General features: G+C 72.6%; 22 protein-coding genes and 1 pseudogene. 14 read left to right on the forward strand and 9 right to left on the reverse strand.

The window, feature by feature from the left end; genetic code table 11:
* The first annotated feature begins 101 nt into the window (after positions 1 to 101).
* From AV521_RS29865 to AV521_RS29875, 3 genes and pseudogenes are all read left to right on the forward strand, one after another.
* Positions 102 to 764 carry a class II aldolase/adducin family protein gene (locus AV521_RS29865; protein WP_076092604.1) on the forward strand — a complete coding sequence of 221 codons (663 nt, stop codon included), beginning with the start codon at positions 102 to 104 and terminating at the stop codon, positions 762 to 764.
* 87 nt (positions 765 to 851) lie between these two features.
* Positions 852 to 1,989, forward strand: a pseudogene (locus tag AV521_RS29870) (alpha/beta hydrolase).
* 268 nt (positions 1,990 to 2,257) lie between these two features.
* Positions 2,258 to 3,745 (forward strand): hypothetical protein, encoded by a 1,488-nt coding sequence (locus AV521_RS29875; RefSeq protein WP_179023471.1) that lies wholly within the window; start codon positions 2,258 to 2,260, stop codon positions 3,743 to 3,745.
* A 16-nt stretch (positions 3,746 to 3,761) separates the two neighbouring features.
* Here the strand turns inward: AV521_RS29875 and AV521_RS29880 are convergent, their stop codons facing one another.
* Positions 3,762 to 4,175 carry a VOC family protein gene (locus AV521_RS29880; protein WP_076092608.1) on the reverse strand — a complete coding sequence of 138 codons (414 nt, stop codon included), beginning with the start codon at positions 4,173 to 4,175 and terminating at the stop codon, positions 3,762 to 3,764.
* 1,074 nt (positions 4,176 to 5,249) lie between these two features.
* Complete coding sequence (locus tag AV521_RS49495; protein WP_179023473.1) at positions 5,250 to 5,417, reverse strand: hypothetical protein; 168 nt, start codon at positions 5,415 to 5,417, stop codon at positions 5,250 to 5,252.
* 140 nt (positions 5,418 to 5,557) lie between these two features.
* Here AV521_RS49495 and AV521_RS29895 point away from each other — a divergent pair, with 140 nt between their 5' ends.
* From AV521_RS29895 to AV521_RS29905, 3 genes are all read left to right on the forward strand, one after another.
* The gene (locus tag AV521_RS29895; RefSeq protein ID WP_076092612.1) at positions 5,558 to 7,156 is read left to right on the forward strand and encodes an ABC-F family ATP-binding cassette domain-containing protein; all 1,599 of its coding nucleotides are present in this window, start codon (positions 5,558 to 5,560) and stop codon (positions 7,154 to 7,156) included.
* A 323-nt stretch (positions 7,157 to 7,479) separates the two neighbouring features.
* Positions 7,480 to 7,701 (forward strand): helix-turn-helix domain-containing protein, encoded by a 222-nt coding sequence (locus AV521_RS29900; protein WP_179023475.1) that lies wholly within the window; start codon positions 7,480 to 7,482, stop codon positions 7,699 to 7,701.
* 126 nt (positions 7,702 to 7,827) lie between these two features.
* Positions 7,828 to 8,631 (forward strand): enoyl-CoA hydratase/isomerase family protein, encoded by an 804-nt coding sequence (locus AV521_RS29905; protein WP_076092614.1) that lies wholly within the window; start codon positions 7,828 to 7,830, stop codon positions 8,629 to 8,631.
* Between the two features lie 65 nt (positions 8,632 to 8,696).
* Here the strand turns inward: AV521_RS29905 and AV521_RS29910 are convergent, their stop codons facing one another.
* Positions 8,697 to 9,419 carry a nucleopolyhedrovirus P10 family protein gene (locus tag AV521_RS29910; protein WP_076092616.1) on the reverse strand — a complete coding sequence of 241 codons (723 nt, stop codon included), beginning with the start codon at positions 9,417 to 9,419 and terminating at the stop codon, positions 8,697 to 8,699.
* 100 nt (positions 9,420 to 9,519) lie between these two features.
* Here AV521_RS29910 and AV521_RS29915 point away from each other — a divergent pair, with 100 nt between their 5' ends.
* Genes AV521_RS29915 through amaP form a run of 5 tightly spaced genes read left to right on the forward strand, consistent with a single transcriptional unit; the run spans position 9,520 to position 11,833 of the window.
* Positions 9,520 to 9,993, forward strand: a complete 474-nt coding sequence (locus tag AV521_RS29915; RefSeq protein ID WP_076092618.1) for an Asp23/Gls24 family envelope stress response protein — start codon at positions 9,520 to 9,522, stop codon at positions 9,991 to 9,993.
* A 48-nt stretch (positions 9,994 to 10,041) separates the two neighbouring features.
* On the forward strand, positions 10,042 to 10,236 hold the full coding sequence (locus AV521_RS29920) for a hypothetical protein (RefSeq protein ID WP_053654947.1): 195 nt from the start codon (positions 10,042 to 10,044) through the stop codon (positions 10,234 to 10,236).
* A 6-nt stretch (positions 10,237 to 10,242) separates the two neighbouring features.
* On the forward strand, positions 10,243 to 10,635 hold the full coding sequence (locus AV521_RS29925; RefSeq protein WP_076092620.1) for an Asp23/Gls24 family envelope stress response protein: 393 nt from the start codon (positions 10,243 to 10,245) through the stop codon (positions 10,633 to 10,635).
* Complete coding sequence (locus AV521_RS29930; RefSeq protein ID WP_076092622.1) at positions 10,635 to 11,246, forward strand: DUF6286 domain-containing protein; 612 nt, start codon at positions 10,635 to 10,637, stop codon at positions 11,244 to 11,246. The genes AV521_RS29925 and AV521_RS29930 overlap by 1 nt, the downstream gene beginning before the upstream one ends.
* A gap of 5 nt (positions 11,247 to 11,251) precedes the next feature.
* The gene (gene amaP, locus AV521_RS29935) at positions 11,252 to 11,833 is read left to right on the forward strand and encodes an alkaline shock response membrane anchor protein AmaP (protein ID WP_076092736.1); all 582 of its coding nucleotides are present in this window, start codon (positions 11,252 to 11,254) and stop codon (positions 11,831 to 11,833) included.
* Positions 11,834 to 11,848: 15 nt separating this feature from the next.
* Here amaP and AV521_RS29940 read toward each other — a convergent pair whose 3' ends face one another.
* From AV521_RS29940 to AV521_RS29965, 6 genes are all read right to left on the reverse strand, one after another.
* A complete protein-coding gene (locus AV521_RS29940; protein ID WP_076092624.1) occupies positions 11,849 to 12,604 on the reverse strand; it encodes an SDR family oxidoreductase in 756 nt (251 codons plus the stop codon).
* Between the two features lie 4 nt (positions 12,605 to 12,608).
* Positions 12,609 to 14,393, reverse strand: a complete 1,785-nt coding sequence (locus tag AV521_RS29945; protein ID WP_076092626.1) for a glycoside hydrolase family 15 protein — start codon at positions 14,391 to 14,393, stop codon at positions 12,609 to 12,611.
* A gap of 444 nt (positions 14,394 to 14,837) precedes the next feature.
* Positions 14,838 to 15,662 (reverse strand): SURF1 family protein, encoded by an 825-nt coding sequence (locus tag AV521_RS29950; protein WP_076092628.1) that lies wholly within the window; start codon positions 15,660 to 15,662, stop codon positions 14,838 to 14,840.
* A gap of 16 nt (positions 15,663 to 15,678) precedes the next feature.
* Positions 15,679 to 15,912 carry a hypothetical protein gene (locus AV521_RS29955; protein ID WP_076092630.1) on the reverse strand — a complete coding sequence of 78 codons (234 nt, stop codon included), beginning with the start codon at positions 15,910 to 15,912 and terminating at the stop codon, positions 15,679 to 15,681.
* A gap of 115 nt (positions 15,913 to 16,027) precedes the next feature.
* Positions 16,028 to 17,020 (reverse strand): DEDDh family exonuclease, encoded by a 993-nt coding sequence (locus AV521_RS29960; protein ID WP_107481059.1) that lies wholly within the window; start codon positions 17,018 to 17,020, stop codon positions 16,028 to 16,030.
* 113 nt (positions 17,021 to 17,133) lie between these two features.
* Positions 17,134 to 17,793 (reverse strand): TetR/AcrR family transcriptional regulator, encoded by a 660-nt coding sequence (locus AV521_RS29965; RefSeq protein ID WP_076092632.1) that lies wholly within the window; start codon positions 17,791 to 17,793, stop codon positions 17,134 to 17,136.
* A 116-nt stretch (positions 17,794 to 17,909) separates the two neighbouring features.
* Between AV521_RS29965 and AV521_RS29970 the strand changes: the two genes are divergently transcribed.
* From AV521_RS29970 to AV521_RS29980, 3 genes are read left to right on the forward strand one after another with little or no spacing between them, the layout of a single operon-like run.
* On the forward strand, positions 17,910 to 18,707 hold the full coding sequence (locus tag AV521_RS29970) for an acetoacetate decarboxylase family protein (RefSeq protein ID WP_076092634.1): 798 nt from the start codon (positions 17,910 to 17,912) through the stop codon (positions 18,705 to 18,707).
* The gene (locus AV521_RS29975) at positions 18,707 to 19,591 is read left to right on the forward strand and encodes an SDR family NAD(P)-dependent oxidoreductase (protein ID WP_076092636.1); all 885 of its coding nucleotides are present in this window, start codon (positions 18,707 to 18,709) and stop codon (positions 19,589 to 19,591) included. The genes AV521_RS29970 and AV521_RS29975 overlap by 1 nt, the downstream gene beginning before the upstream one ends.
* A gap of 14 nt (positions 19,592 to 19,605) precedes the next feature.
* Complete coding sequence (locus tag AV521_RS29980) at positions 19,606 to 20,928, forward strand: amidohydrolase family protein (RefSeq protein ID WP_076092638.1); 1,323 nt, start codon at positions 19,606 to 19,608, stop codon at positions 20,926 to 20,928.
* Positions 20,929 to 20,945 lie beyond the last annotated feature (17 nt).

Consider the following 20,945-nt stretch of genomic DNA (forward strand, 5'->3'; position numbering starts at 1 on the left):
TACGGCGATTCACCCCGACTTCCGCCGTTCGGGGGCACGTGCTTCCGGCCGGAAGCACCCACGCACCCCTGTGCCGAGGGCGCGGCTGGCAGGATCGCGGCATGGCTGAACAGCGGCGGGACGCGGAACGGGAACACTTCTGGGCGGAACTGGTCGCCACGGCACGGCGGACCGTAACCGACGGACTGGTGGTCGGCACCTCGGGCAACGTCTCGGCGCGCATCGGCGACCTCGTCCTGGTCACCCCGTCGGGCGTGCCGTACGACCGGCTCACCCCGGACGACCTCACGGGCGTCGACCTCACCGGCCGCCAGGTGCTCGGCACGCTGATGCCGACCAGCGAGCTGCCCATGCACCTCGCCGTCTACCGCACCACCGGCGCCCGCGCGATCGTCCACACCCACGCCGTGCACGCCACCGCGGTCTCCACCCTCGTGCCCGAGCTGCCGCTGGTCCACTACATGGCGGCCGCACTCGGCGGCCCGGTCCGTGTCGCCCCTTATGCCACCTACGGCACCGACGAACTGGCCGAGCACATGCTCCGCGCCCTGGCCGACCGCTCCGGCTGCCTCCTGCAGAACCACGGCACGATCACCTACGGCGCCACCCTCGACCAGGCCTACGACCGCACCGCCCAGCTGGAGTGGATGTGCCGCCTGTGGCTGACGGCGTCCTCCGTACCGGGCCTGGCCCCGTCCCTGTTGACGGAGACACAACTGGCCGAGGCGGGGGAACGCTTGCAGGGGTACGGCCAACGGAAGTGAGGTGCCGGACTCACCCGCACCCCGCCGCTCGCCACCTGGCCCGCTTTTCGGCTGGCCGGTGGCCGCAACCGACACGACACTGGACCCGTGCGCCCAGTCAAAGCGACCGCCACCGCAGTGACCGCGGTCCTCGCCGCCGGCATGGCGTCCGTCGCCGCCGGCCGCCTCGCCAGCGACGCCGCGCTGAAGGCGCCCGCCGGCCGCCCGCTGCCCACCGAACCCCGCCTCACCGTGCACGGCACGGCCGCCGGCCAGATCGCCCTCACCCGCGATCTGGCCTCGCTGCGCCCCGGCACCTACGGCCTCGCCGGCGACGGCTCCCACGCGGTCGTGGGCCCCGTGCTGGAGGCGGCCCAGCACGCGGCCGACACCGTCGTACGCCGTCTGGAACGCGTGACGCACGGCGCCCTCGCCGCCGGCGACGCGGTGTGGCTCACCCCGAACCTGCACGTCGGCAACCCCGGCACCGCCCTCGGCCTCGACCACGCCGACATCGACGTGCCCGGAGAACTCGGCGAACTGCCCGCCTGGTTCGTGCCCGGCGCCCGGGACACCTGGGTGATCGCCGTGCACGGCCTCGGCACCACCCGGGAACAGGTCATGAACCTCATGGCCCCGCTGCACGCCCGCAGGGTGCCGGTCCTCGCGCTCGCCTACCGGGGCGACCTCGGCGCCCCGCGCCCGCCGGACGGACTGAACCACCTCGGCGAGACCGAGTGGCGCGACCTGGACGCGGCCATCCGCTACGCCGTCCGCCACGGCGCCCGCCGGGTCGTGCTGCTCGGCTGGTCCACCGGCGCCACCATGGCGCTGCGCGCCGCCGAGCGCTCCCCGGTGCGCGAGCGGATCGCCGGACTGGTCCTCGACTCGCCCGTGCTCAGCTGGGAGGCCACGCTGCGCGCCCTCGCCCGGGCGCGCCACACCCCGCAGCCGCTGCTGCCGCTCGCCGTAAGGGCCGCGCAGGGCCGGGCAGGGCCGGGCCGGCCTGCACGCCGACCGGGTCGCCGAGATCACCGACCCCGACCGGCTCACCGTGCCGACCCTGATCTTCCACGGACCCGACGACCAGGTGGCTCCCTGGGAGCTCTCCCGCAGCCTGGCCCGCCGCCGCGCCGATCTGGTCGCCCTGCACACCGTGCCGCAGGCCCCGCACGCGGCGATGTGGAACGCCGATCCGGGGGAGTACCAGGAGCGGCTGCGCCGCTTCCTGACCCCGCTGGTCTGACGGCCACCGACCACGGCCCCGACCAAGGCCGCCGATCACGGCTACCGATCACGGTCGTCGACCACGCCCGCGACCTGGGCCACCGGCTCCGGCGTCAACCCCGGCATCATCCCCGGCCCGCCCCGGTGCCGGACATTCCGTTTAAGGTCGTACGACTGGCCTGATCATGCCTCATCACCCCGCGTCGCACCCTGTCCCTTGGCCAGCCCCGTTGCCCGCAGTGACATTCCGTTTGGGTTTTCCGACCGTCAACCGGAAGACTGCACCCGTGACGTCCCGTATCCCGCGCGACTCCAGGCTCCGACTCGTCCGACCGCGACCCCTGGCCGCCGCCCCCAGAGCTGTGAACCAGCGGCGCCCGCGCCGCCCCGCACCCCGGCCGCCGGAGGGCACCCCGGCCCCCGCGGAACTGGCCGGATTGGCCCGCACCGGGCTGGCCGGCCCGGTCCGGGTCGCCCGCTGGGCCGACACCGCACTCGGCCCCGGCAGTGCCGGCGCCACCGCCGACGGCAAGGCCACCCTCTCCGCAGCCACCGCCGAACGGGCCGCCGCCGACCTGGGCCTGAGCACCGCTCAGGTCCGCGCCGACTGGGACACCGCCCGGCTCGCCGGACTCGTCGAGGTGCACGGCGACAGCGCGCGTCCCGGCTGGCGGCTGCGCGCCTGGGACCGCGACGACAGCGCCGTACTGCGCGGCTGGGTCGCCCTCTTCGACGCCTGGTCGCTCGCCTCCCCGGAACCCGAGGAGCAGGAGCCGGCCGCCGTCGCCGAGGTCGTCTCCGCCATGCCCCAGGTGCTCTCCTTCCTCCAGCTGTCCGCCGGTCCCGTCCCGGTCGAGCAGCTCCTCGACCTGCTCCAGCAGCGGGTCACCGAACTGCGCACCGAGCGCTGCGAGGTCCCCTACGAGCCCGGGATCGCACATCCGGCCCTGCCCGGGGCCCGGCAGTCGCCCGAGTCCGGCCCCGCCCGCCCGGCGGCCGATGCCCCGAACCCGGCGGACCCCGGCGCCGACCCCGACTTCGCGTCCGTCGGCGACACCCCGCTCGCCCCGCTCCTCGACTGGGCGCTGCGGGCCCTCGTCTTCGTCGGCGCGCTGACCTACGGCGACGGCCAGGCCACCCTCACCCCGCTGGGCAGCTGGGCGGTGTGGGTCAAGCTGGAGCAGATCTGCGTGGCCGCGCAGAGCCCCGCCGGCAACATCGAGCAGGCCGCCGAGGACATGCTCCGCGGCTGCGCCCAGCTCCGCCCCAACGCCGCCCGTGCCGAATACCGCGCCTGGCTCGCCGCCCGCCCCGTCGGCAACGCCGTCACCGAGCTGATCCACGCCGCGCGTGGCGAGGACGCCCTGCTGCGGGGCCTGGCCTTCGAGGCGCTGCGCGTCGTCGGCGCCCCCGCCGAGCCCGACGTACACGCCGTCGTGGACGAACCCGCCCTCAGGCCGTACGCCCTGCTGTGGCTCGCCGAGCACGACGGGGTCGACCCGGAGGACGCCCACGAGGTCCTCACCCGGGAAGAGGCGACCTGGCTGTGGGTGGACACCGCGGCCGCCGTCGCCGACCACGGCGAGTCGCCGATGCTGGTCCGGCATCTGGAGTCCGCGGTGCAGCCCACGGTTCCCCAGCTGCTCGACGAGGTTCGCGCCGTCGGCCACCCGCGCACCGTGCAGGTCCTGGTCGCGCTCGCCGCCGCACACCCCGACCCGGCCCTCGCCAAGGCCGTGCGCCGGGCCGCCTTTCAGGTGCACACCGGGGGATGAGCGGCGCGGGGGCCGCTCAGGCGCCGATCTCCGGGGCGTACGTCCCGAAGCTCCAGATGTTGCCCTCGGCGTCGCGGGCCATGTAGTCCCGCGAGCCGTAGTCCTGGTCCGTCGGAGGCAGCAGGATCTCCACGCCGTGGTCCAGGGCCCGCTGGTGGTGGGCGTCCACGTCGTCCACGACGACGTACACCCCGGTGGGCCCGGCGTCCTTCATCGCCGCGTCGAAACGGCCGCCCCGGCCCTTGGAACCGATCATCACCGCGCCGTTGCCCTGGGTCAGCTCGGCGTGCATCACCTTGCCGTCCTCCGTCTCGTACACCGACAGCTCGGTGAAGCCGAGGGCTTCCGTCAGCTGCCTGATCGCCGCCTTCGCGTCCGCGTACAGCAGCGAGGGGTAGATGCTCGGCCGTCCGCCGCCCATGCCTGCCATTGCCGATCACTCCTTCGTACGGCTTCGTACGCCTTCGTACGCCGGTTCTGTGGCGTCCCGTTCAGTCTTGCAGCCGCCACTGACAACGCCTCAGCGGAACGTGCCGCACCGCCCCGTGTCGCCGGTGCGGCAGCCCTGCCGGAACCACTGCTGCCGGCGATGGTGAGGGCGGTGATCAGCGGCCGCCCGGTCGACGCGTCCGTCGTGCTCGTCGCGTGCCGCGCCCACACCCCGCGCAGCGGTCCGCCTGCGGCTGGGTCCGCACCGAGTCGCTGTTCGCGCCGGCCGGCCAGTCCTGCGAGCGGCCGCGAGCCCCCTGCAGATCCTGTACGTCACGGCCGTCCGGCGCGGCAGCCGTACCCCCGGCTGCCTGGCCGGGGTGATCGCGCTGCTGCCGGCGCGTCACCGCCCTCGGCCCGCGCCGTCGTGCTCGGCGTCCGAACCCTGGCGGCATCCCTGCCCGCCGCGCTGCCCCACCGCCGGACGAAACACCCGACCGGGCGACTTCCCCCCCCGCGGCACCCCGCCCCGCCCGCCTCCCGCCACCACGCCCGCGCCTGATCCGAGGCGGAGGACACGGAACGGAAAGGGCAGAGGCGGCCACCCCACCACCCCGGGACCGGACATGACGAACAACGGCACACGGGCCCCGACGACGCACGTCACACCGCGCGCAGCGACGCATGGCACGTCGGCCCCGGCGACCCGTCGCCCCTCGCTCTCCGTGCCCTGCGTGTCCTGGGCGGCGTACTGCTCGTCCTCGGGCTCCTCGGGTCGGCCCACCACGTGCGGCGCGTCCCGTACGCGGACCGGCAGGGGCAGGCGCGCGCCGGAGTGCGGGAGGTGCGGGCGCAGGGTGGCGCCGTGGTCGGCCATGGCACCCGGAGGGGTGTGCCGCGGCGGTGGTACGCGCGCGTGGGGCAATCGGCCGGTCGCCGTGGTGCCCGTGGGCGGGGAGGGGATCGCTCTCTGGGACGACCGGCTGCTCACGGACGCGGCACCGACGTCCCACGCCCCCTGCACCACGGCACGCTCGCCGTCGTCACCCCGTCACCCCGTCACCCCGTCACCCCGTCACCCCGTCACCCCGTCACCGCGTACCGCATCGCCGACGGCGGCCTGCGCAGGGTGCTGCCCGCCGGCACAGGTTGCGGTTTCCGGCCCGAGGCCGCCGTACGGCTCGGCGCGGCCCTGCTGATCACCCCGGATCGCATGCCCCTCGGCAACGATCTCCGGCGTCACGGACCGAACGCGCGGACGTAGAAAAACCGCTTGCACACCCCCGTTAGACTTCTCCCCATGGCCATTCTCCTCGCGCATTAGACGGCGGGAACGTCCTCAGCCGCCCACCCGTCAATCCCTGTACGCCCTGGAGTCTGTCCGTGATCTCCGCCTCCGGTATCGAGCTGCGCGCCGGTGCGCGCGTCCTCATCGAGAACGCCACCTTCCGTGTCGCCAAGGGTGACCGCATCGGCCTCGTCGGCCGCAACGGCGCCGGCAAGACGACCCTCACCAAGTGCCTGGCCGGCGAGGGCATCCCGGCCGGGGGCCAGATCGCCCGCTCCGGCGAGGTCGGCTACCTCCCGCAGGACCCCCGTACCGGCGACCTGGACGTCCTCGCCCGGGACCGGATCCTGTCCGCGCGCGGCCTCGACGTCCTGATCCGCAAGATGCGCGACAACGAGCAGCGCATCGCCAACGGCACGGGCGCCACCCGCGAGAAGGCCCTCAAGCAGTACGAGCGCCAGGAGACGGAGTTCCTCACCAAGGGCGGGTACGCCGCCGAGGCCGAGGCCGCCACCATCGCCGCCGCGCTGAACCTGCCCGACCGCGTCCTCGGCCAGCCGCTGCACACCCTCTCCGGAGGTCAGCGCCGCCGTATCGAGCTGGCCCGCATCCTCTTCTCGGACGCCGACACCCTGCTGCTCGACGAGCCGACCAACCACCTCGACGCCGACTCGATCATCTGGCTGCGGGACTACCTGAAGACGTACCGCGGCGGCTTCATCGTGATCTCCCACGACGTCGACCTGGTCGAGACGGTCGTCAACAAGGTGTTCTACCTGGACGCGAACCGCTCCACGATCGACATCTACAACATGGGCTGGAAGCTCTACCAGCAGCAGCGCGAGGCCGACGAGAAGCGCCGCAAGCGGGAGCGGGCCAACGCGGAGAAGAAGGCAGCCGCGCTCAACGCCCAGGCCGACAAGATGCGCGCCAAGGCCACCAAGACGGTCGCCGCGCAGAACATGGCCCGCCGCGCCGAGAAGCTGCTCTCCGGTCTCGAAGAGGTCCGGATGTCCGACAAGGTCGCCAAGCTGCGCTTCCCGGAGCCGTCGCCCTGCGGCAAGACCCCGCTGATGGCCGAGGGCCTGTCGAAGTCGTACGGCTCGCTGGAGATCTTCACCGACGTCGACCTCGCCATCGACAAGGGCTCGCGGGTCGTCATCCTCGGCCTCAACGGCGCCGGCAAGACGACCTTGCTGCGCCTCCTCGGCGGCGTCGAGAAGCCCGACACCGGCGAGGTCGTCCCCGGCCACGGCCTCAAGCTCGGGTACTACGCCCAGGAGCACGAGACCCTGGACCCCGACCGCACCGTCCTGGAGAACATGCGCTCGGCCGCCCCCGACATGGACCTGGTCGAGGTGCGCAAGGTGCTGGGCTCGTTCCTCTTCTCCGGCGACGACGTCGACAAGCCCGCCGGTGTCCTCTCGGGCGGCGAGAAGACTCGTCTCGCCCTGGCCACCCTGGTCGTCTCCTCGGCGAACGTGCTGCTCCTCGACGAGCCGACCAACAACCTCGACCCCGCCAGCCGCGAGGAGATCCTCGGCGCCCTGCGCACCTACAAGGGCGCGGTCGTCCTCGTCACGCACGACGAGGGTGCCGTCGAGGCGCTCCAGCCCGAGCGGATCATCCTGCTGCCGGACGGCGTCGAGGACCTGTGGGGCTCCGACTACGCGGATCTCGTCGCCCTGGCGTGATCCACTGCGTATGGATCATTCGGCTCATCCGTGATCCATCATCTGTGTGAGATCTCCTCGTATCGGGGTGTGTCCTACACGGATTTTCCGGCCGATCCCTCGCGCGCCAAGGGGTCGGCCGTTTCGCGTCGCTGACCTGGTACTTCGCGAATCCACCCGTTCGGTCCCATGGACACCACCCCATGGAATTGCGTGTTCCGCTTGTGGGGATCCACTCCTGTCGTCACAACGATGTCCCACGGACCTTGCCGAATGGGTGGCCATCACGCCCAAGAGGGGTGATCATGAGGAGACCAGAGCGCACTTCCCATGAGGAGGCACGGGTGGCCGAGACTCTGAAGAAGGGCAGCCGGGTGACCGGCGCCGCGCGCGAGAAGCTCGCGGCAGACCTGAAGAAGAAGTACGACGGTGGTGCGAGCATCCGGGCGCTGGCCGAGGAGACCGGCCGCTCGTATGGCTTCGTACACCGAATGCTCAGCGAGTCGGGCGTCGTCCTTCGCGGGCGCGGCGGAGCGACCCGGGGCAAGAAGGCCGCGTCGGTCTGACGCCGGGCGGTCCATCGACTTCGATGGTGGCCACCCGGTCGGCCAGCTGATCGGCCGGGTGGTTACTGTGCAGTCACTTAAGCATGCCTGGCATGCTCGGATGACCGCACCCATCGGAGGCGCCCCATGGCTTCGCCCGACCAGGACCTCGCTCCTGTACTCGACAAGGACGGCGTACGGCTCACCGTTGACGACGCGCTCGCCACGGTGACGCTGGCCAACCCGGCCAAGCGCAACGCGCAGAGCCCCGCACTGTGGCGGGCGCTCGCCGAGGCCGGGCGGCTGCTGCCGGGCTCCGTCCGTGTCGTTGTGCTGCGCGGCGAGGGCAGGTCCTTCTCCGCCGGTCTCAACCGGCAGATGTTCACCCCGGAGGGGATCCCGGGCGAGCCGACCTTCATCGATCTCGCGCGCCGTGACGACGCCGGGCTCGACGCGAGCATCGCCGAGTTCCAGGAGGCGTTCACCTGGTGGCGGCGGAACGACATCGTGTCCATCGCCGCCGTCCAGGGACACGCCATCGGAGCCGGCTTCCAGCTCGCGCTCGCGTGCGACCTTCGGGTCGTCGCGGACGACGTGCAGTTCGCCATGCGCGAGACCAGCCTCGGCCTCGTGCCCGACCTGACCGGTACGCATCCGCTGGTCGGTCTCGTCGGGTACGCCCGCGCGCTCGAGATCTGCGCCACGGGAAGGTTTGTCGGCGCGGAGGAGTCCGTGGCGTCCGGGCTCGCCAACATCGCCGTGCCCGGCAGCCAACTGGACGACGCCGTGCGGGACTTGGCTTCGGCGCTGCTGGCTGCGCCGCGGGACGCCGTCGCTGAGACCAAGGCGCTGTTGCGGGGTGCGGCGGACCGTACGTACGACGAGCAGCGGGCGGCTGAGCGGGCTGCTCAGGCACGCCGGCTTCGGGACTTGGCCGGCCTCGGCGAGTAGCAGTCGGCACGGGCGGTCGTTCGGACGGCGCATGGCGGTACAGCCCCGCGCCCCTGAGGGGCGTGTCAACCCACCGCCGTGATCAGCACCGCCACCGTCGGCCGGTCCTCCAGGGCGTCCCGTACGGCCGTGCGGACCTGTCGGGCTACGTCGACGGCCCGGTGGTCGGCACCCGTCGACACCTCCACGCGCACGTGCCGGTGCGGCAGCGCCGTGCCGGCCGGGCGTTCCTCCAGGTGCACCGCGCGGCCGGGGCCGCCGAGGGAAGCCGTCAGGCTGGTCACACCGGGGACGGTGAGGGCGGCAGCGGCCGCACGGGCCTCGTCCGGGTCCGTGGGTTCCCGCGCGGGCACCGGCCGTGGCGCACGTACCGCCGTGGCCGGTTCCTCCGTGTCCAGCAGGTCGGTCACCCGCAGGTCCATCTCCGACAGCGCGAGCCCCAGCCGTTGCGCGGCGGCCGTCGCCAGCGTCAGCCGCAGCCGGGACGCCACCGCGGGCAGCGGCTCCGCGGCGCTCGCGGCGAAGTCCGCCGTCAGCCGCAGCGGGCCCGGCGGCAGTGCGCTCGGCGGGGCCGGTACGACGGGCTGCGCCGCCTCCTCCGGATCGGCGAGCATGAGCCGCAGCGTGCCCAGCCGCACCCCCGGCACCCCGGCCGCCGCCGCACGTTCCAGTACCGCCCCCGCCGCGACCTCCGCGATCCACGCGCCGTCGCGCGGCCCACCGAGCGGCAGCAGCCTGCCGAGCCCGACCTGGCGCCGTACCAACTCTGTCCACCGGTCCGCCGTCATTCCTCCAGCCTGCCGTATCACCGGCGCACCGCCGGGGAACCCTGCATACGGTGGGCAAGGGACGATCGACGGGGACGACGACCGAAAGGGACGTACGGCGATGACCGACATGACGACGACCCCCGGAGGCGACCAGGAGCCGCAGGTGTCGACCCGTAAGGCCACCCAGCGCGGCGGCGGTGATCCGGCGACCCGGGGACGGACCACCATCGCCGACGGTGTCGTGGAGAAGATCGCGGGCCTCGCGGCGCGGGACGTCGTCGGAGTGCACGCCATGGGCAGCGGTCTGGCCCGCACCTTCGGCGCCGTGCGCGACCGGGTGCCGGGCGGCTCCAGGTCGGTGGCGCGGGGCGTGAAGGCCGAGGTCGGCGAGTTGCAGACCGCGCTGGACCTGGAGATCGTCGTGGACTACGGAGTCTCGATCGCCGATGTCGCCCGCGCCGTACGGGAGAACGTGATCGCCTCCGTGGAGCGCATGACCGGACTTGAGGTGGTCGAGGTCAACATCGCGGTCAGCGACGTGAAGCTGCCCGACGAAGAGGACGAGGAGCCCGAGCCGCCGCGCATCCAGTGACGCACCGGCGACCCGACACCGCTCCCCCGACGAGCTGAGGAGTGCTGCATGAGCATGGCCGTGGTCGGCATGATCGCCGGAATGGCGCTGGGGTTCGCCGGGTACTTCGGCGGCTTCGGAGCCTTCCTGCTGGTGGCGGCGCTGGGCGCGATCGGGTTCGTCGTCGGCCGGTTCGCGGAGGGCGACCTGGAACTGGGTGACTTCTTCCGTACCCGCGACGACCGGCGCGATCGGCGGCGGTGACCGGCGGTGACCGCCGACACCGGCGCGGCGCGCCCGCCGTCGGCCCTCGTGCCGCCTGCTGAGCGCGGCGCCACCCGGATCGCCGACCGGGTCGTCGCGAAGATCGCCGCGCAGGCCGCCCGCGAGGCGCTGCCACCACTGCCCGCCGACGCGGCCGCCCCGCACGCCACCGTCGTCGTACTCCCCCACTCTCGGCCTCGCCCGAGCGGGGAGACCCCCGTGGCGACAGCCCGCGTACGCGTGCACCTCGAACTCGGCTACCCCTGCGACATCGGCGCGCACTGCGCCGCCGTGCGTCGTCATGTCGCCGAGCGGGTAGGCGCGTTGGTGGACATGACGGTGGCCGAGGTCGCCGTACAAGTGGAACGGCTGCACCCGGCACCGCACGGGAGGGCGTGATGAGCGAGCCGCAGACCATCATCCAGACGCTCCACAAGGACCCCACCCCCACGCCGCCCGCCGCCGAGAGCAGCGGCCGCTTCTGGTCGGCGCGCCGCGTCCCGGCCGCCGTCGTCGCGGTACTGCTGCTGGCCGGCGCCGGCCTCCTGCTGTACGACATCGCCGCCGTGCGCGTCCACCACCCCGCGATGCACTGGCGCCGCGCACTGGCCCGGCAACTGGCCGAACGGCCCCTGGACGACACCTGGGTGCTGACCGGAGCGGCCGTCGCCGCCGCACTCGGCCTCTGGCTGATCGCCCTCGCGGCCACGCCCGGCCTGCGCGGTCTGCTGCCCATGCGGCGCCCGCACCCCGACGTCCGCGCCGCACTCCGGCGCGACGCCGCGGCGCTTCTTTTGCGCGACCGGGCCATGGACATCTCCGGGGTCCGGTCGGTGCGGGTGCGGATGCGCCGCAGGAGGGCCGACGTCCGTGTCGTCTCGCACTTCCGTGACCTGGACGACGTACGCGCCGACCTGGACACGGTGCTCACGGACACGATCCGGGGCCTCGGCCTCGGCCGGCCGCCCGCGCTGTCCGTCCATGTGACACGGCCCGGACAGAAGGGGTGACGGCGATGCGCAGCGGCCGTCTCCACCGTGTCCTGCTGGCCCTCGTCGGCCTCCTCCTGCTCGCGCTCGGCGGCTCGGTCCTGGCCGTCGGCCTGGGCGCACCGGCGCCCTCCTGGTGGATCCACACCGGCCCGCACGACGTCCTGCTCACCCGGGCCGAACGCACCCACTGGCGCGGCACCGGCTGGTGGTGGCCGGCCGTCCTCGCCACCCTGGCCGTCCTCGTCCTGCTCACCCTTTGCTGGCTGACCACGGTCCTGCGCCGCCGCCGGCTCGGCGAGATCCTCATCGACACCGGCGACGGCGAGTCCGCCCTCCTGCGCGGCCGCGCCCTGGAGTCGGCCCTGGCCCAGGAAGCCGTCCAGCAGCGGGGTGTGGCCCACGCGGAGATCCTCCTGCGCGGCCGCCGCACGAAACCCACGGCAAAGATCTGGCTCCAACTGGAGCCCCACGTGGACCCGTCGACGGCCCTGAACGACTTCACGGCCCAGGTCCTCACTCACGCCCGCGAGTCGGCACGGCTCCCGTCTCTGCCGGCGGAGATACGACTGAGGACAGTCAAGCACCGCGCGGAAAGGGTCACTTGACAGTTCGCCCGCACGCTAGAACCCGTGCCGCATGCCCCCGTCCACGGGCAGCATGACCCCCGTCAGATAAGAAGCCGCCGGGGACAACAAGAACGCCGCCACCTTCCCGAACTCCTCAGGCGCCCCATACCTCCGCAACGGGATCCGCGCCTCGTTCGCAGCCCGAGTGGCCTCAGGATCCGCGGACAACCCGTCCAGCTCGCGCACGCGATCCGTGTCGATCCGCGACGGCAGCAGCCCCAGCACCCGGATCCCCCGCGGCCCCAGCTCGTCGGCGATCGACTTGGCGAAGCCGGCGAGCCCGGGCCGCAGCCCGTTGGAGATGGTCAGCCCCGGAATCGGCTCGTACACCGACGCGGACAGCACGAACCCGATGACCCCGCCCGGCTCCAGTTCGCCGGCCGCCGCGCGAGCGAGCCTCACCGCACCGAGGAACACCGACTCGAACGCGTTCTGCCACTGCTCGTCGGTGTTGTCCGCGACGAATCCCGGCGCCGGCCCGCCCACACTCACCAGCACGCCGTCGAACGCCCCGAAGTGCTCGCGGGCGACCGCGATCAGCCGCTCCGGAGTCCGCGGGTCGGCGTTGTCCACGGCCACGCCGACCGCGTTCGGGCCCAGTTCGGCGGCGGCGTCGGCCACCCGCTTCTCGTCCCGGCCGCTGATCACGACCTTCGCCCCGTCGGCGACGAGTTCCCGTGCGGCGGCGTTGCCCAGCCCGCGGGTCGCCCCGGTGACGACGTACACCCGGTCCTTCAGTCCAAGATCCATGGCCCTATCCTGCCTGCTTGTCCCCGAAAAGGGTGAGCGCGGTGTTCACCAGGGCGATATGGCTGAAGGCCTGCGGAAAGTTGCCCACCTGGCGGCCCAGTCCCGGGTCGTACTCCTCCGCCAGCAGCCCCACGTCGTTGGTGAGTGCCACCAGCCGCTCGAAGAGCGCCCGGGCGTCGGCCGTGCGGCCCGTCAGATGCAGGGCGTCCGCGAGCCAGAACGAGCAGGCGAGGAAGGCGCCCTCGCCGCCCGGCATCCCGTCGACGCCGACGGCGTCGGTGTCGTAACGGCGCACGAAGCCGCCATGGCCCAGGTCCGCGCGGATGGCGTCGACCGTGCCGGTCACCCGGGGGTCGTCGGGCGGCAGGAAACCGACCCGGGGGATCAGCAGCAGGGCGGCGTCCAGTTCGCGCGAGCCGTAGTACTGGGTGAAGGTCTGGCGCCGGGCGTCGTAGCCCTGCTCGCACACCTCCCGGTGCACCTCGTCGCGCATCGCCCGCCAGCCGTCCGCATCGCCCTGCAGCTCCGGGTACTTCTCCAGCGTCCGTACGGCGCGGTCGGCGGCCACCCACACCATCACCTTCGAGTGCACGAACTGGCGCCGGCCGCCGCGCACCTCCCACAGCCCCTCGTCGGGCTGCCGCCAGGACGACTGCAGGAACGTCATCAGCGCGCGCTGGATCGCCCACATGTGCGGCCTGGTGGGCAGGCCCTTGTCGCGGGCCAGCGACAGCGAGTCCATGACCTCGCCGTACACGTCCAGCTGGAGCTGGCCGACGGCGCCGTTGCCGATGCGCACGGGCGTGGAGTCGGCGAAGCCGGGCAGCCAGGGCAGCTCCCATTCCGGCAGCCGGCGCTCGCCCGCCAGGCCGTACATGATCTGCAGGTCCGCCGGATCGCCGGCGACCGCGCGCAGCAGCCAGTTGCGCCAGGCCTCGGCCTCCCTGTGGTAGCCCGCGGCGAGCATGGCGCCGAGGGTGAGGGTGGAGTCGCGCAGCCAGCAGTAGCGGTAGTCCCAGTTGCGTACGCCGCCCAGTTCCTCGGGCAGCGAGGTGGTGGCCGCGGCGACGATCCCGCCCGTCGGGGCGTAGGTGAGTGCCTTGAGTGTGATCAGGGACCGTACGACGGCGTCCCGGTACGGCCCGTCGTAGCGGCAGCGGGACGCCCAGCGCCGCCAGTCGTGGACGCTGTTGCTCAGCGCCTCGTAGGGGTCGACGAGCGGCGGGCGGTGTTCGTGCGAGGGGTGCCAGGTGAGCACGAACGCGACCCGCTGGCCCTCGGCGACGGTGAACTCCGAGTGGGTGCCGAAGTCCTCGCCCCAGGTGTGCACGGCCGGCTCCGAGCGCAGCCAGACCGAGTCCGGTCCGGCGACGGCCACCCGGTGCCCGTCCGAGCGGCGCACCCACGGCATGATCGAGCCGTAGTCGAAGCGCAGGCGCAGGGTGCTGTGCACGGTGACCCGGCCGCTGACGCCTTCGACGATGCGTACGACGTCGGGGGCGCGGTCGCGCTGCGGCATCAGGTCGGTGACGCGGACCGTGCCGTCGTGGGTGTCCCACTCGGTGTCGAGGACCAGGGTGTCGGGCCGGTAGGCGCGGCGGGTGCAGGTGCGCGCTCCCTTGGGGGCGATCCGCCAGTGGCCGTGGTCCTCGTCGCCCAGCAGTCGGGCGAAGCAGGCACCGGAGTCGAAGCGGGGCAGGCACAGCCAGTCGATCGAGCCGTCCCTGCCGACCAGCGCGGCGGTCTGCTCGTCACCGATGAGGGCGTAGTCCTCGATGCGCGCGTTCACGGGATCCGGTTTCCCGGCGCGCCAGAGGGACAACCAGGTGGTGCGCCGGGGGAGTGACTGGCCCGTGTGCGTGGCGATACGGCGGGGGCCAGGGCCTGTCCGCCGGATCAGGGGGACATCGGCGGCGCCTCATCAGCGCGGGTGAGCGGGGGGCGATGGGGGTGCCCCGCGCGAGCGTATTCGAGTGTGTGGGGGAGCGTCGGTGACCGACGGCAACGCCGCTGGGGGTGCACCCGCGCCCTTGATGAGGCAGTGGGGGAGGGCGCGCCGGTCCCCGCAGGCCCATCTGCGGCGTTGTCGTCGGTTGCCGCCCCCACGCGCGCCTTCGCCCGCGAGGGCCCCATCGCGTCGCCGCCCTCCTCCGCCTCGCAGCTGGACGCACCCCCGCTCACAGTGCCTGCAAGGTGCCGCCGATGTCCTGCGACCTGTTCCGCCGGACAGGCCCTAGACGGCGGCCGGTTCCGTCTCCTCCGGCTTCGCCTCCGCGGCGGCCTCCTCCTGGTCGCGGATCTCCCGCCGGACCAGGAACCACCAGCCGACCGGGACGGCCGCGGCGAACAGCCACCACTGGATCATGTACGCGTAGTTCAGTGGGGCGTCCTCGCTGCCCGGGTCGGAGATCTGCTCCGGGGAGTCGGTCTGGGGCCCCGTCTGCTCGACGTAGCCGCCGAGCACCCGCGCGCCGAGCCGGTGCGCCTCCTCCGTGCTGTTGATCAGCATGATCTGCCGCTCGGGGAGGCCCTCGACGTTCTTGATGCCGCTCGCAGCGGTCGTCTCGTCGGCCATCAGCCGCCCGGTGATCGTGGTCCGGCCGGCCGGCGGGGCGGGGATCTTCGGGAAGGCGGTCTGGGCTCCGTTGGCGGGGATCCAGCCGCGGTTGACGAGCAGCACCTTGCCGTCGCCGAGGACGAACGGGGTGAGCACATGGAAGCCGACCTCGTTGTCGGAGTTGGTCCGGCGCCGGACCACTTCCTCCTTCGCGGTGTCGAAGGTGCCGGTCGCGGTGACCGTGCGGTACCTCTCGACGCGGGTCACGGTGTGCCCCGGGGAGCTCAGCCGCTCGACCGGGACCGGCTTGGCGTGCAGCGCCGAGGAGACCAGGTCGTTGCGCGCGGTGCGCTCCTCGTAGCGGTGCTTCTGCCAGAAACCCAGCCGGATCATCGTCGGGATCAGCGCGATCGCGACGATGGTGAGGATCACCCACTGGCGGGACAACAGGAAGCGGTAGCGATGCACCCCACGACGGTACCTCCGGGCCGTGGGGTGCATTCAGGCGGGTACCGGGTCACACCCGGTCGACGATTCCCGTCTTCCCGTCCGCCCGGGCGCAGTGCGCGCCGCAGTACCACTTGTCGTCGGCCTCCACCCCCTGACCGATGATCTGCACCCGGCAGTGCTCGCAGAGGGGTGCCATGCGGTGGATCGCACAGGAGAAGCAGTCGAACACATGAACCGCACCCTGAGCGTGGACCTCGAAGGTCATCCCGTAGTCATTGCCGCAAACTTCACATTTCGCCATGCGCCACAGGGTGAGCCGTCGCCGAGACCAGGGCGAGCGCGTTCCGGGTGAGTCGTGTGCCGATCACTCATTCGTACGATCACTCTCATCGGCGTGATCACTCGCATGCGTACGCTCACCCGTCGGCGGGCTCGACATCCCGCAGCAGCTGCCCGAACGCGGCCTCGTCGACGACCGGCGTGCCGAACTGCCGCGCCTTGACCAGCTTGGACGTGCCCGAGTCGGGGTCGTTGGTCACCAGCAGGCTGGTCAGCCGGGAGATGCTGGACGCCACATGCAGACCGGCCTCGGTGGCCCGGTCCTCCAGCAGCTCGCGGTCGACGGAGGTGTCGCCGGAGAACGCCACCCGCATGCCCTGTTTGAGGCGTTTGCCGTCTTCGTAGCGCCCCGGATTGGGGTAGGGGCATGCGGGCCTTTTGCGGGAGGGGCGCCAACTGCTCGACCGGTAGCCGCCGTAGCCCCCGAATCCGCCGGACGACTGCCGGGGCACCGGACGGTCCGACCACTCCGTCAGCGGCCGGCACTCCAGCAGCGGCAGCCGTACGCCACCCGCTGCGGCCGCCCGCAGACTGGGCCGGAACGCCTCCGCCAGCACCCGCGCGTCGTCCAGCGCGTGGTGCGCCCGCTGCTGTACGACGCCGTAGTGCGCCGCCAGCGACTCCAGCTTGAAGTTGGGCAGCGGCAGCCCCAGCTCCTTCGACAGCGCGATGGTGCACAGCCGCTGACGCACCGGCGCCTCGCGCTGCGCGCGCGCGTACTCCCGCGCGATCATCTGCCAGTCGAAGACGGCGTTGTGCGCGACCAGCACCCGGCCGTCCAGCCGGGCCGCGAACTCCTCGGCGATGTCCGCGAAGAGCGGCGCCCCTTCGAGTACCTCGCTCGTCAGGCCGTGTATCCACACGGGTCCCGGATCCCGCTCCGGGTTGACCATTGTGTACCAGTGGTCCTCGACCTCGCCGCGCTCGTCCAGCCGGTAAACGGCCGCCGAGATGATCCGGTCGTCCCGGGCCAGGCCGGTGGTCTCCACGTCAACGACCGCGTATCCCTTCGGATACGCGGCCGGCCACTGGGTGGGGGAGGACACTGCGGTCGCACGGTCTTCGAGCATGGTCACTGAGGATACGGGCCGCGACTGACAGTCCTGACCTTCAGGGCCGTCCCCCGCCCCGTGGGGTCGCCTGACTGTTCGTGCCTCGCGCGCGTGTGCCTGTCCTGTGCCCATCAGCCGACCGAGCCGGGTGGGCCGGTGGGCGGAGCCGGTGCCAGCAGCGACCGCACCAGCGCGCTCACCGCCGTCAGGAACAGCCGCTCCGTGTCCACCGGCAGGGCCAGCGCACGCGCCAGCGCGGGGTCGTCCCCGGCGGCCTCGGTACTCCACAGCTCCTGCTCGTCGGGGTGCTGTGCCGGGGCCCGCTCGCGGTTGCGCTCCACCAGTACATGCCCGACCACCTGGAACTGCACGGCCCGTACGAACTCGGCGGCCCGGGCACCGCGCAGACCTGCCGCGTGCGCCTCGCGCACCAGCACCCGCTGGGCCGGCAGGAACATCCGCTCGGTCAGTCCCCGCTCGTGCACCAGGGCCACCAGATGCGGATGGTCGCGCAGTTGCCGGCGCAGGTCGCGCGCGACACCGACCACGCGCTCCTCGGGTGTGTTCCCGCAGGGCCGGATCTCGCCCAGCTCGGCCACGGTCCGCTCCACGAGGGCGTCGAGCAGGGCCTCGCGGCCGCCGACATGCCAGTAGATCGAGGTCACGGCCGTACCCAGCGCGGCGGCGAGCCCCCGCATGGTGAGTGCGTCCGGCCCGTGCCGCTTCACCAGACCGGCGGCGGCCTCCAGCACCGCCTCCCGGGTCAGCGCGCTTCTCGTCCCACCCGCCATGATCCCCCCAACTCTCCTCCGTACGCGTGTCTTTACCCCGCACGAGGTCTGCTGTAACTGTGTTACAGGTGACGGTCCGTCAGGAACGGGCTGTCGGAAGAAGGGCGGTACGACGTATGGCACGCGTACGGTACGGCGCACGGACCGAGCGGGAGATCGCCGCGACCCGCACCGCGAGCGCGCGGCTTCCCGACATCTGGTCCACCGGAGTGGTGGCCGTCTGGGAGACCGACCCGGACGCGGTCGCCGCGGTGCTGCCACCACCCCTGAAACCCACCGGAAGCCCGCTCGTGCGGGTGAACATCAGCACCGTCGACCTGCCCGGATACCCGCTCGGTGCCGGCTCGTTCGCGGTCGCCGCCGCGCACGGCACGGTCGAGGGCTGGTATCCGCTGGTCATGCCGATGACCCATGAGCGCGCCCTCACCGGCGGGCGGGAGGTCTTCGGCGAGCCCAAGAAGCTCGGCGAGGTGACGGTCGAACGCTACGGCCCCGGCGTGCGCGCGACGCTGTCCCGGCACGGCATCGCGTTCGTCGAGGTGCAGGGCACGGTGGCCGGCGAGCTGCCCTTGCCGGAGCCTTCGCGGAAGACCGACTTCTACTTCAAGTTCCTTCCCGCCGTGGACGGTTCGGGCTTCGACATCGACCCGGTGCTGGTGCACTGCGTGCGCCACGAGAAGGTGCGCCGGCTGGAGCGGATCACCGGGGAGGTCGTCCTGCGCGAGTCGGCGTACGACCCCGTGGCCGACCTTCCGGTGCTGCGGCTGCGCGAGATCACCATCGGCGAGAAGACCAGCGACCAGAGCGGCCGGGTCGTGGAACGGGCCGATGCCCAGGCCCTGTTGCCGTACGTCCACCAGCGTTACGACGATCCGCTGCAGATCCTCGACGCGCCGCCCGAGGGGAGTTCGTGATGGACCTCCAGGCCGGACAGGTCGCCGTCGTCACCGGCGCGGCGAGCGGGATCGGGCTCGCGATGGCCCGGAGGTTCGCCGCCGAGGGCCTGAAGGTGGTCCTCGCCGACGTGGAGGAGAGCGCCCTGGACAAGGCCGCGGCGGGTCTGCGGGCCGAGGGCGCCGACGTGCACGCGCGCGTGGTCGACGTCGGCGAACGCGCCCAGGTCATGGAGCTGGCCGAGGCGGCGTACGACACCTACGGCGCCGTGCACGTCCTGTGCAACAACGCGGGCGTCGGCTCGGGCGCCGAGGGCCGGATGTGGGAGCACGACCCGAACGACTGGCGATGGGCCTTCGCCGTCAATGTGTGGGGTGTCTTCCATGGCGTCCAGGCATTCGTACCCAGGATGATCAAGTCGGGTCAACCCGGTCATGTCGTCAATACATCCTCCAGCGACGGCGGTATCGCCCCCCTGCCGACCGCCTCCGTGTACGCGGTCACCAAGGCGGCCGTCGTCACCCTGACCGAGTCCCTGTACGCGCATCTGAAGGCCGAGCACGCGCGCGTGGGTGCCTCGGTGCTCTTCCCCGGCCCGCACATGCTGCGCACCGGCCTGTGGGAGTCGCACCGCAACCGCCCCGCCCGCTACGCCAAACAGCGCCCGCGCAGGACCCCGTACCGCAGCCTCGACCAGTGGGAGGCGGCGATGCGGGCGGCCGGCGAGGAGGTCCGCTTCACGCCCGTCGGGGAGGTCGCCGACCTCGTCGTGGCCGGCATCCGCGAGGACCGCTTCTGGCTGCTGCCGGCGAGTGAGCACAGCGACGCCCGGATCCGCGCGCGCTCCCGCTCGATGCTGGACCGGGCGAACCCGTCGTACCTCGAAAGCTTCGTACTCGACTGACCGGGAGGCTTGCTGTGACCGACGCCGTATCCGGCGGGGACCCGTATCTGATCATCTCCTCGGACTGCCACGCCGGGCTGCCCACCGAGGAGTACCGGCCCTATCTGGAGTCCCGTTTCCACCGGGACTTCGACGAGTTCCTCACGGGCCAGGGCCGGCGCCGCGAGGAGATGACCCGGCTCGGCATCCGCAACGAGGAATTCGCCGACCGGTGGTTCCGGGACAACGAGGAAGGCCTGCGCGGCGGCTGGGACACCGCGCAGCGCGTGAAGGAGTTGGACGGGGACGGCGTGGCCGCCGAGGTGGTCTTCCCGGACGCCGACGCCGTCGACAGCCGTACCGCCGCCCCGTTCGGTGTGGGCCTCGGCCTCTCCGGCGACCAGGACCCCGAGCTGGGCATGGCGGGCGCGAGGGCCCACAACCGCTGGCTCGCCGACTTCGTCTCCGAACACCCCGAACGGCACTGCGGAGTAGCCCTGCTGCCGATCACCGGCGAGGTCCCCGAGGTCGTCGCCGAGGTCCACCGGGCCAAGGAGTCCGGCCTCGGTGCCCTGATGATCCCGGCCATGTGGGCGGGCAAGGAGCCGTACCACGACCGCCGTTACGACCCCGTGTGGGCGGCCGCCGCCGAGTGCGGCATGCCGGTGCTCACCCACTCCGGCGCCGCCCCGCGCGAGGAGTACGGCGACCACCTCGGCATCTTCGTGAGCGAGGTGACCTGGTGGCCCGCCCGGCCGCTGTGGTTCCTGCTCTGGTCCGGCGTCTTCGAACGCCACCCGGGGCTGCGCTTCGGCGTCGCCGAGTCCGGCTGCTGGTGGCTGCCGAACCTGCTGTGGTTCATGGACCGCCTCTACCTCGGCGCGCACGGCGGCAAGAAGCTCTCCCCGTTCCAGGAGCTGAAGCGCCCGCCGCACGAGTACCTGGACCGGCAGATCTTCGTCTGCGCCACCAACACCAAGCGGCGCGAGCTGGCCCAGCGGTACGAGATCGGCGTCGACAACATCCTGTGGGGCAGCGACTTCCCGCACCCCGAGGGCACCTGGCCCGACACGCGCGCGTGGCTGCGCCGCACCTTCCACGACATCCCCGTCGCCGAGACCCGCCGCATGCTCGGCCTCGCCGCCGCCGAGGTCTTCGGCTTCGACGTGACGAAGCTCGCGCCCCTGGCCCGCCGCATCGGCCCCACCCCCGCCGACCTCGGCCAGCCGGCCGACCAGACGGCCGTCGAGGCGTCCTGGGCACGCTCGCGCGAGACGGGCCGGCACTGGCTGACGGACCACGACTTCCCGGTGCTGGGGACCGACCCCGGCTTCCCGGTGCCGGGGGTGACCCGATGAACAACGCTGCCGGGGGT

Source organism: Streptomyces sp. IMTB 2501, assembly GCF_001953885.1.
GTDB lineage: Bacteria > Actinomycetota > Actinomycetes > Streptomycetales > Streptomycetaceae > Streptomyces.